Origin of the sequence: Actinosynnema sp. NPDC023658 (assembly GCF_040639995.1) — a bacterium.
GTDB lineage: Bacteria > Actinomycetota > Actinomycetes > Mycobacteriales > Pseudonocardiaceae > Actinosynnema.
Genome location: NZ_JBFAAX010000211.1, coordinates 1 through 9,649, shown reverse-complemented (window position 1 = coordinate 9,649; position 9,649 = coordinate 1). Strand labels below are relative to the sequence as shown.

At 73.5% G+C, this 9,649-nt stretch carries 7 protein-coding genes and 1 pseudogene; 5 read left to right on the top strand and 3 right to left on the bottom strand.

Features of this window, described 5'->3' with window-relative positions; translation table 11 throughout:
- Positions 1–684: pseudogene (locus AB0G02_RS21065) on the top strand (hypothetical protein); the annotation flags it as partial.
- Positions 685–772: 88 nt separating this feature from the next.
- Positions 773–3,001: a M20/M25/M40 family metallo-hydrolase gene (locus AB0G02_RS21060; protein ID WP_360796988.1), complete on the top strand. Its 2,229-nt coding sequence runs from the start codon at positions 773–775 to the stop codon at positions 2,999–3,001.
- A gap of 45 nt (positions 3,002–3,046) precedes the next feature.
- On the opposite strand, the gene manD is transcribed toward AB0G02_RS21060, so the two are convergent.
- Both manD and AB0G02_RS21050 read right to left on the bottom strand, forming a co-directional pair.
- Positions 3,047–4,276 carry a D-mannonate dehydratase ManD gene (gene manD / locus AB0G02_RS21055; protein WP_360796986.1) on the bottom strand — a complete coding sequence of 410 codons (1,230 nt, stop codon included), beginning with the start codon at positions 4,274–4,276 and terminating at the stop codon, positions 3,047–3,049.
- Positions 4,273–6,222 carry a cellulase family glycosylhydrolase gene (locus tag AB0G02_RS21050; RefSeq protein ID WP_360796985.1) on the bottom strand — a complete coding sequence of 650 codons (1,950 nt, stop codon included), beginning with the start codon at positions 6,220–6,222 and terminating at the stop codon, positions 4,273–4,275. Before AB0G02_RS21050 ends, manD begins: the two co-directional genes overlap by 4 nt.
- Positions 6,223–6,291: 69 nt before the next feature.
- Here AB0G02_RS21050 and AB0G02_RS21045 point away from each other — a divergent pair, with 69 nt between their 5' ends.
- Both AB0G02_RS21045 and AB0G02_RS21040 read left to right on the top strand, forming a co-directional pair.
- Entirely contained in the window at positions 6,292–7,335 is a 1,044-nt protein-coding gene (locus AB0G02_RS21045) for a LacI family DNA-binding transcriptional regulator (protein WP_360796983.1), read from the top strand.
- A 10-nt stretch (positions 7,336–7,345) separates the two neighbouring features.
- On the top strand, positions 7,346–8,218 hold the full coding sequence (locus AB0G02_RS21040; RefSeq protein ID WP_360796981.1) for an NAD-dependent protein deacetylase: 873 nt from the start codon (positions 7,346–7,348) through the stop codon (positions 8,216–8,218).
- On the opposite strand, the gene AB0G02_RS21035 is transcribed toward AB0G02_RS21040, so the two are convergent.
- On the bottom strand, positions 8,215–8,838 hold the full coding sequence (locus AB0G02_RS21035) for a class I SAM-dependent methyltransferase (protein ID WP_360796979.1): 624 nt from the start codon (positions 8,836–8,838) through the stop codon (positions 8,215–8,217). The two genes, AB0G02_RS21040 and AB0G02_RS21035, sit on opposite strands and share 4 nt — an antisense overlap.
- A 133-nt stretch (positions 8,839–8,971) precedes the next feature.
- On the opposite strand from AB0G02_RS21035, the gene AB0G02_RS21030 reads away from it, so the two are divergent.
- Entirely contained in the window at positions 8,972–9,466 is a 495-nt protein-coding gene (locus AB0G02_RS21030; protein ID WP_360796977.1) for a SigE family RNA polymerase sigma factor, read from the top strand.
- The last annotated feature ends 183 nt before the right edge of the window (positions 9,467–9,649 follow it).

Sequence of the window (9,649 nt, the reverse complement as noted above, 5' to 3'; positions counted from 1 at the left end):
GCCGACCACTCACCGCCGCCCGCCCGTCCCGCCGCGCCGCCGCCCGCGCACCCCGGCCCGGCCGACCGGACGTCGACCACCGCCCCCGGCGAGGAGAAGCGGGGCGACCGCAAGGCGCTCGTCGCGCTCGCGATCGTGGCCCTGATCGCCGTCGCGGTCGTGGTGTACCTGCTCAACCGCGACGGTGACGGCGGTTCACCGTCCGCTAACGGACCGACCACCACCAGCGCGACCGCCGCCCCGACGACCTCCGGCGCCGCCAACGAGAACCCGCCCGCCGGCACGACCCAGGAACAACCCGCCGCGACCACGACCACCGCCGCCCCGCCGCAGACGACGGAGCCCAGCCCCGACCCCGGCACGGTCCAGCCGCCCGCCGAGGTCGGCCCGGACCAGGCGTTGAGCGCCTACTACGGCCTGCTGCCGAGCGACCTCGACACCGCGTACGCCCGGCTGACCGACGGGTTCAAGGCCACTCGGGCGCAGACCTTCGGGGACTACCAGGCCTTCTGGGGGCAGATGAGCGCGGTGAACGTGAGCGACGTCCGGTCCGTCGGCCCGGACCAGGTGGCGGCGACCGTGTCGTACACCTACAAGTCCGGCGCGACCGCGGTCGAGCAGCACGTCTACTCGATGGTCAAGGTCGGCGGGCAGTGGATGATCGACGCGCAGAACGGTGCCTAGGTCCGTCGGGCGGGGACGGTCACGCGCGGTGCGGCAGGGCGCTGTTCGCGCCCTGCCGATCGCGTTCCCACCGCGTTAGGGTCTCCCGATGATCGACGGGCTCGGACGGGTGTGGGTGGCGGTCGTGCTCGCGGTGATCGCCGCGGTCGGGGTGCTCGCGGTGCTGGCGTTCCGGCCGCCCGAGCCCTTGGCGGACGCACCCGCGGGCGAGTTCGCCGCCGCACGCGCCGAGCAGCACTTGCGCTCCGTCGCCCAACGACCGCACCCGATCGGGTCGGCGGACAACGAGCGCGTGCGCGGCTACGTCGCGGACACCGCCCGCACCCTCGGGGCCGACGTGGCGGTGGAGTCCGACGACGTCGTCGTGCCGTGGCGCGGGGTGGTCCGCGTCGCCACGGCGCACAACGTCGTCGCCCGCGTGCGCGGCACCGATCCGTCGGTGAGCGGCGGCAAGGCGTTGCTGCTGGTCGCGCACTACGACTCGGTGCCCACGGGTCCGGGCGCGGCCGACGACGGCGCGGCGGTCGCGGCGATGCTGGAGGCGATGCGCGCGCTGACCACCAGTCCGGTGCGCAACGACGTGGTGTTCCTGTTCACCGACGGCGAGGAGGCGGGGACGCTCGGCGCGGAGGCCTTCGTGCGGCGCAACGGTGTCGACGAGGTCGGCGCGGTGCTGAACTGGGAGGCGCGCGGCAGCGGCGGGCCGGTGTGGATGTTCCAGACGGGCGCGGACAACGAGCCGCTCGTGTCGGCGTTCGGCGGGGCGAGCAGCAGGCCCATCGCGAACTCGTTCGCCTACGAGGTCTACCGGCGGATGCCGAACTACAGCGACTTCACCGTGTTCCACTCGGCCGGCGCGCGCGGGCTGGACAGCGCGTTCATCGAGCACGTCGACGACTACCACTCGCCTCGCGACGACGTGGAGCGCTTGGACCGGGGCAGCCTCCAGCACCACGGGGAGACGATGGTCGGGCTGGTGCGGGCGTTGGGCGACCGCGACCTGCGGGCCGGTGGCGGCGGCGGTGACGCCGTCTACTTCGACCTGTTCTCCCGCGTCCTGGTGCACTACCCGACGTGGCTCGCGGTGGTGCTCGCCGCCGTGACGGTGGTGGCGACGGCGGTGCTGCTGGTCGTGGGTGTCCGCCGTGGACGTCTGCGGTGGCGCGCGGTGGGCGCGGTCGCCGGGGTGGCGGTCGGCGCGGCGGTCGTGGCGGGCGCGTTGTCGTTCGCGGTGTGGCTGCTGGTGGCGGCGGTGCGGCCGGGCCTGGGTTTCCTGGCGCTGTCGGAGCCCTATGAACGGGGTTGGTTCGTCGCCGGGTTCGTGGTGCTGGGACTGGCGGTCCTGGTCGCGGCGGCACGGCTGGTGCGCCGCTGGACGTCGGCGGAGGTGACGGCCGGGGTGCTGGTCGTGACGGCCGTGCTGCTGGTGGCCACGACGGTGGCGATGCCGGGCGCCGGCTTCCTGTTCCAGTGGACGCTGCTGCTCGGCCTGCCCGCGCTGTGGACGACGCGGCTCGCGTTCCTCCCGCCGCTGGTCGCCGCCGCGATCTACCCGCCGCTGGTCGGCACGGTGATGGTGGCCTTGGGCATGCCGTTGAGCGCGGTAGGGGTGGTGTTCGCGATGCTGGCGGGCATCCTGCTGCTCCCCTTGCTGATGACCTCGCCCAGGCCCGGTCTGGTGGCGTCCGCCGCGGCACTGGTGGCGGTGGCGCTGATCGCGACCGGCGCCGTGCGGTTCGGGTTCGCGCCGGACGAGCCGCGCCCGGACTCGCTGATCTACCTCCAGGACACCGACACCGGCCGGACGAGCTGGGTCTCCGCCGACCCCGCGCCCGACGCGTGGACCTCGCGGGTGCTGGGGGATGACCCGGAACGGGTGACGCTGACCGGGACGTACCCGCTGCTGAACGAGCCGCTGATGCGTGCCGACGCACCCCAGCTCGGCCTCCCCGCGCCCGCCGCGACCGTGCTCGGCACGACCGAGGCCTCCGCCCGGACGGTCACGTTCCGCGTCACGCCCACCGCGGGGGCGTGGCGGACCCAGGTGACGCTGTCCGACCGCGGCCGGCGGGCCTGCCGGTTCGGTGACGCGGACCTGCCCGCACCCACGCTGGAGCTGTACGGCCCGGCGGCCCGCGACATCACCTGCGACCTGGACCCCGGCACGACGCTGGAGGTCGGCGTGATCGACCACTGGGCCGGGCTGCCCGCCGAGGCGGCCTCGCTGGTCGGCCCCCGCCCGCCGGACGCCGTGCCGGTCCAGTCCGGCAACCGCCCGTACGACGCCGCCGTGGTGCGCGCGGTCTACCGGTTCTGACCGGGTGGGCCGCTTGGTCCGGCCGGACGTGCCCGCGCCGGTCGCTCACCAGTCGTGGAGGGTGCCGTCCGCCAGCCGGTTCACCGGCAGGTACGCGGGGCGGTAGGGGAACCGGCCGGCCGCGTCCAGGTCGAGCTCGACCCCCAACCCCACCGAGTCGGACGGGTGCAGCAGGCCGTCCACGAACGTGTAGGACGTGCGGAACACCTCCAGCGTCTCCGCCGTGTGCGGCATGTACTCCTGGATGCCGAAGTTGTGCACGGCCAAGTCGAGGTGCAGCGCGGCGGCCATGCCGACCGGCGAGATGTCCGTCGGTCCGTGCACCCCGGACTTCACGCCGTGCACGGCGGCGAAGTCCAGCACCTTCTTCAACCCCGTCACCCCGCCCGCGTGGGTGACCGCCGAACGCACGTAGTCGATCAACCGCTCGCTCAGCAGCGTGGTGTAGTCGTGGATCGAGTTGAACACCTCACCGATCGCCAGCGGCGTGGTGGTGTGCTGCCGGATCAGCCGCAACGCCGCCTGGTCCTCGCCCGGCGTGGCGTCCTCCAACCAGAACAGGTCGTAGGGCTCCAACGCCTTGCCCAGCCGGGCCGCCTCGATCGGGGTCATCCGGTGGTGGCCGTCGTGCAGCAGCGGCAACGCCGGGCCGAACTCCGACCGCACCGCCTCGAACACCGACGGGACGTGCCGCAGGTACGCCCGCGTGTCCCAGCTCTCCTCCACCGGCAACGCCGTGGGCCGGGCGGGCTCGTAGTCGTACCGGTCACCGCCGCCGGCGGCCGACGCCGCCACCCCGTACACGGTGTCCAGCCCCGGGATGCCGGTCTGCACCCGGATCGCCCGGAACCCTCGGTCGAGGTGCAGCCGGATCGAGTCGAACAGCTCGGGCAGGTCGCGCCCGGACGCGTGCCCGTACGCCAGCGCCCCGACCCGGCACGCACCGCCGAGCAACTGGTACAGCGGCATCCCGGCGGCGCGCGCCTTGATGTCCCACAACGCCGTGTCGACGGCGGCGACCGCGGCCATGGTCACCGGACCGCGCCGCCAGTACGCGCCCCGGTACAGGTACTGCCACGTGTCCTCGACGGCCGACGCGTCCCGCCCGATCAGCAGCGGCACGACGTGCTCCCGCAGGTACGCCTCCACCGCCAGTTCACGGCCGTTGAGCGTGGCATCGCCCAGCCCGGTGATGCCGTCCTCCGTGGTGATGCGCAGCGTGACGAAGTTCCGCCCCGGACTGGTCACCACGACATCGGCCGCCGCGATCTTCATGCGTTCCCCACTTCCATCACCACCACGCCGAAGGCGTCCAGCGAAACGGACACCACCGGCTCACCGTCCAACGACACCAACGATCCGTCCACCACCGACGGCTCCACCACCACCGGCTCCGCGTGCTGGCTCACGAACCACGCGAACACGCGCCCGTCCTCGTGCTCCATCAACCCGGTCATGACCGACGGGTCGTCGACCGACACCCTCGGCGGCACCCCGGCGAACGCCGCCAGCGCCGCGTACAGCCGCCACGTCGGCTCCGGGTTCACCCGCGGCGTCATCGCGGCCATGTGCTCCACCGGGTACGTGCAGAGCACCGCCCACCCGTCACCCACCCGGTAGCGCAGCAGCGCGGGCCGCCCGTGCCCGTCCACTGCGACGACCTCGGCCCCGGCGGGCACCACCGGCAGGAACGCACGGGACTCGGCCGTGCCGCCGACCCGGAACACGAGCTCCTCACCGGCGTCGATGCCGCCGAAGTCCCGCTGGAACACCATCCGCACCGAGTCGTCCTCGATCGGGTCGACCAACCCGTACCGCAGCTGCTTCACCACGCCGAACGTCTCGTCCAGCTTCGGCCACCACGGTCCGCGCTGCGTCCGGTGCTCCCCGACGAAGTACGACGCGTACACCACCGCGCCCGCCGAAGCGCGCTCCACCAGCGTGCGCCACGTCGGCGCGGTCAGCTGCTTGACCGACGGCACGAGGTAGAGCGCGCAGTCCTCCGGCACGCCGTCCAGCTCGCGCGCCACGCCCACGGGCAGGTCCGCCTCCCGCGCCGCGAGGTAGGCCTGCCGGGAGTTGGCGACCACGCTCGTCGCGTCCTCGCGCTGCGTGAACGGGTACCGGGCCTCCAGGTACGACGACACCAGCAACGCGATCCGCGTGTCCGGCCGCCGCAACCGGCCGAAGTCCGTGCGCCGCAACACCTCGGTGAACGCGTGCACCTCCCGCAGCTGCGGCTTCGGCCGCCCCGAGGAGTCGGTCAGCCCGAAGTGCATCTCGAACGGGTGGTGCCGGTACGGGTCCTGGTCGGCCAGGTCGTCGTAGTCGGTGTTGTTCCACGGGATCCAGCCGGTCGCGCCCGCGAGCAGCGTCGTGTGCAGGACCTGCCGGTAGTAGTGGGCGGCGTTGTCCTCCGAGACGTAGTCGGAGGTCACGCCGAACTCCTCCATCACCACCGGCCTGCCGCCGATGTCGAGCAGTTCGCAGACGAACGCCGCGCCGAGGTGCAGCCGCAGCTGGTCGTCCTCCATCCGGTACACGTGCGGGCCGTGGAAGTCGATCAGCGGCGCGAGGTCGCGCACCCGGAAGCCGTTGTCCAGGCCGGTGATCTCCACGCCCCACGCGCCGTCACCGACCGACACCGGCTGGGTCGCGCCCGCCGCCCGCACCTCCCCGATCAGCGCCGCCGCCCACGCCGTCACCGCGTCCGCGTCGAGCGTGCCGATGCCGCGGGACCTCCAGTCGGCGTAGATCGGGATCTCGTTGCTCAGCAGCCACGCCGCGACCGCCGGGTGGTCCTTCCACCGGCTCGCCAGGGAGCGCACGTACCACCGTTGCCGGTCCAGGAACGACTCGTCGCTGAAGACGTCCCGCCCGTCGCGCCACGGCGGGTCCCAGTTCTGCCCGGACATGTGCCCGACGACGAACGTCGGGATCGTCCGCATCCCGAGCGCGCGGTGCCGGTCGAGGAAGTCGTCGTACCGGGTGAGCAGCTCCCCGTCCAGCGCGTCCTCGGTGGGCATGAAGTCCGGCCAGTGGAAGAAGCTGCGGGTCAGCCCGATGCCGTGGGCGCGCATGGTGCGCGGCTCCTCGTCCACCACGGACGGGTCGTAGTCGGGCCACATCAGCGGGCCGCCGGTGCGCGACCAGTAGTTCACGCCTACCCAGACCTCGGGCGTGCCGTCCGGGGCGGTGAGCTTGGCGGAGTTGCGCTGCATCGCACAGGTATATCGTTTAACCAATGGTTCTGTCGAGGTGCAGGCACTGACCGGTGTAACGTTCACCGGGTGCCGAGACGGGGACAGGGCAAGCCGACGATCGCGGACGTCGCCGCCCTCGCCGGGGTGTCGGTCGCGGCCGTGTCGAAGGTCGTGAACGGCAAGGGGAGCATCTCCGCGCCCACCCGCGAACGCGTCCTGACCGCCGCGGACAAGCTCCAGTGGTCGCCGTCCGCCGCCGCCGTGGCCCTGCGCGGCGCGAAGACCCGCGCGATCGGCATGGTCGCCAGGCGGTCGCCGGACCTGCTCAGCGCCGACCCGCACTTCACGCTGCTGATCTCCGGCATCGAGAGCGAGCTGTCCCCGCTCGGGTACGGCCTGCTGCTGCACATCGTCGGTGAGGAGCCGAGCGCGGAGGAGGCCGCCTACCGCAGGCTGGCCGACGAGCGCCGGGTCGACGGCGTCGTGCTCACCGAGAGCCGGATCGGGGACACCCGGTTCGAGCTGCTGCGCGGCCTGGGGGTGGACACCGTCCTGGTCGGCACGCCGTGGCGCGACGACCCGGTGCCGTCCGTGCAGGCGGGCAACCCGGACAACGGCGTCCGCGCGGCCGTCGAGCACCTCGTGTCGCTCGGCCACCGGCGCATCGCCTACGTGTCCGGCCCCGAGGACCGCGTGCACACGCTCCACCGGCGACGTGTGGTCGAGGACGCGCTGGCCGCCCACGACCTCACGCCCAGCCACTCGCTCGTGTCCGACTTCACCGCCGCCGGCGCGGTCGACGCCGTCGGGAAGCTGCTCACCGACCGCCGCCGCCCCACCGCCGTGCTGTTCGCCAACGACTCCATGGCCGTGGCGGGGATGAGCGCGGCCCGCCGGCTCGGCGTGGACGTGCCCGGCGAGCTGTCCGTGATCGGCCACGACGACCTGCCGCTGGGCGAGCTGGTGTACCCGCAGCTCACCACCGTGCGGCAGGACCTGGTCGGCCTCGGCCGCGCGGCGGCCCGCGTCCTGCTCGCCTCGCTCGACGAGGTCGGTGCCGGGCCGGTCGACGTCCGGCCGCCCGAGCTGGTGGTCCGCGAGTCCACCGGCCCACCTCCGGACCGCACGTAAAGTGGGGGCCATGCGCACCCGGCCGACCCTGAGCTGGACGCCGACCGGCGTGCCGCTGCCGCGCACGACCAGCCTGGACGAGGTCGTGCGGGTGGTCGCGGAAGGACGGGTGCTGGTGCTCAGCGGCGCCGGCCTGTCCACCGAATCGGGCATCCCCGACTACCGCGGCGCGGCGGGCAGCCTGCGCAAGCACACCCCGATGACCTACGACGAGTTCGTCGGCAGCGCCGAGGGCAGGCGCCGGTACTGGGCGCGCAGCCACCTCGGCTGGCGGACCATCGCCCGCGCCGCGCCCAACACCGGCCACCGCGCGGTGGCCGAGCTGCACGCCCGCGGCCACCTCACCGGCGTCATCACGCAGAACGTCGACGGCCTGCACCAGGCCGCCGGCACGCCCGACGTGGTCGAGCTGCACGGCAGCCTGGACCGGGTGGTGTGCCTGGACTGCGGCGCGCTCAGCCCCCGGGAGGAGCTCGACCGCCGGTTCCGCGCCGCCAACCCCGCCTTCGAGGCCACCGCCACCAGGGTCAACCCCGACGGCGACGTGGACCTGCCCGAGCACGAGGTCCGGTCGTTCCGGCTCGTCGGCTGCGCCGCCTGCGGCTCGGGCGTGCTGAAACCGGACGTGGTGTTCTTCGGCGAGAACGTGCCGCGCACGCGCGTCGAGCAGTGCTACCGGCTGGTCGACTCCGCCGACGCGCTGCTGGTGCTCGGTTCGTCGTTGACCGTCATGTCGGGCCTGCGGTTCGTCCGCCGCGCCGCGACCGCCGGCAAGCCCGTCCTCATCGTCAACAAGGGCGAGACCAGGGGCGACGCCCTCGCGACCGTGCGCGTGGACCTGCCCCTGGGTCGCGCGCTGACCGACCTGCTGGCCCGGGTCTAGCCCCGCCGCAGCTTCAGCACGACGTCCGAGCGCGTGCCGTGCTCGCCCTCCGGGCCGGTCATCTCGCGCTCCACCGACTCGTCCACCTCCACCACCCACTCCGCGCCCAGGTCCAGCGAGGCCAGCACCTCGGCGTTGGTGGGGAACCGGTAGTCCACCGGAGGCTGGTGCGCCAGCCAGCTCGGCCAGCCCGCGTGCCCCACGACCAGCAGCACCCCGCCGCGCGCCACGGCCCGAGCCGCCCGCGCCAGGATGTCCTCCCGCTCGCCCTCCGGGGCCACCGACGAGTGCAGGAACTGCGCCGAGACCAGGTCGAACCGACCGGTCGGGAACGAGCGCGCCAGGTCGTGCCGCTGCCAGTCGATGCGCGCGGCCAGACCCGCCTCCACCGCCCGTGCCGCCCCCCGGGCCAGCGCGGTGGCGGACACGTCGACCGCGGTCACCTGCCAGCCCTGGTCGGCCAGCCACAAGGCGTCGCCGCCCTCGCCGCACCCCACGTCCAGCGCGGTGCCGGGCGCCAGGTGCGCGACCTCGCGGACCAGCAGCTCGTTGGCCTTGCCGGTCCACACCTGGCCGCGGTCGCGGTAGAAGGTCTCCCAGTACTCCTCGTTGGTGTCCATGCCGCGATCCTGCGTGCGGTCCTCGCGAATCGGCAAATAAAGTTGCCGGACCGGCAACTCGGCGCGCGGTGCAACCCGCCGGCGGACAAGTGCGTACTCCACGTGACCGCAGGACATCGGGGGAGGGCGACGGGTGGGACGCGACGACGAGTTCTCCCTGTTCTTCGCGAGCCGGTTCGACCGGGCTCGACGCACGGCGCACGCGTTGTGCGGCGACTGGGGCGAGGCGGAGGAGATCGCGCAGACCGCCTTCGTCCGCATGTACGCGCACTGGTCCAAGGTGCGGCACGAGAGCGCGGAGGCGTACCTGCGCACCGTCGTGACCAGGGTGTTCCTGGACTCCCGGCGTCGCGGCCGGAAGCGCGAGCAGGCCGTGGCCTCGCCACCGGAGTCGGCGGTCGAGGCCGACCACTCCAGCGACGAGCGCCAGCCGCTGCTGGCCGCGTTGCAGCACGTGCCGCCGCGACAGCGGGCCGTGCTGGTGCTGCGGTACGCGCACGACCTGTCGGTGGAGCAGGTGGCGGAGGCGCTGCGGTGCTCGACCGGCACGGTGAAGAGCCAGACCGCCCGAGGCTTGCAGACGCTCCGCGAGGCCTACCGCGGCGCGGCCACCCCCGAGACCGCCTGACGGAGAGTGCGTGATGTGGCGAGACGAGCAGGAGTTGAGCGGCGCCTTGAAGTCCGAAGTGGACGGTCCGGCGCCCGCGGTGCGCACCGACCTGGCCGACGTGCTCAAGAGGGGCCGCCGCCGGCTGCTGGTCCGCCGCACCGGCGCGGCGGCGGGTGTGCTGGCGGTCGTCGGCGAGCGGTA

Excerpts from the sequence above, each read along its gene's own strand:
- AB0G02_RS21060 (WP_360796988.1), top strand. The coding sequence starts at position 773 with ATGATCGACGGGCTCGGACGGGTGTGGGTGGCGGTCGTGCTCGCGGTG.
- manD (WP_360796986.1), bottom strand. The coding sequence starts at position 4,276 with ATGAAGATCGCGGCGGCCGATGTCGTGGTGACCAGTCCGGGGCGGAAC.
- AB0G02_RS21050 (WP_360796985.1), bottom strand. The coding sequence starts at position 6,222 with ATGCAGCGCAACTCCGCCAAGCTCACCGCCCCGGACGGCACGCCCGAG.
- AB0G02_RS21040 (WP_360796981.1), top strand. The coding sequence starts at position 7,346 with ATGCGCACCCGGCCGACCCTGAGCTGGACGCCGACCGGCGTGCCGCTG.
- AB0G02_RS21035 (WP_360796979.1), bottom strand. The coding sequence starts at position 8,838 with ATGGACACCAACGAGGAGTACTGGGAGACCTTCTACCGCGACCGCGGC.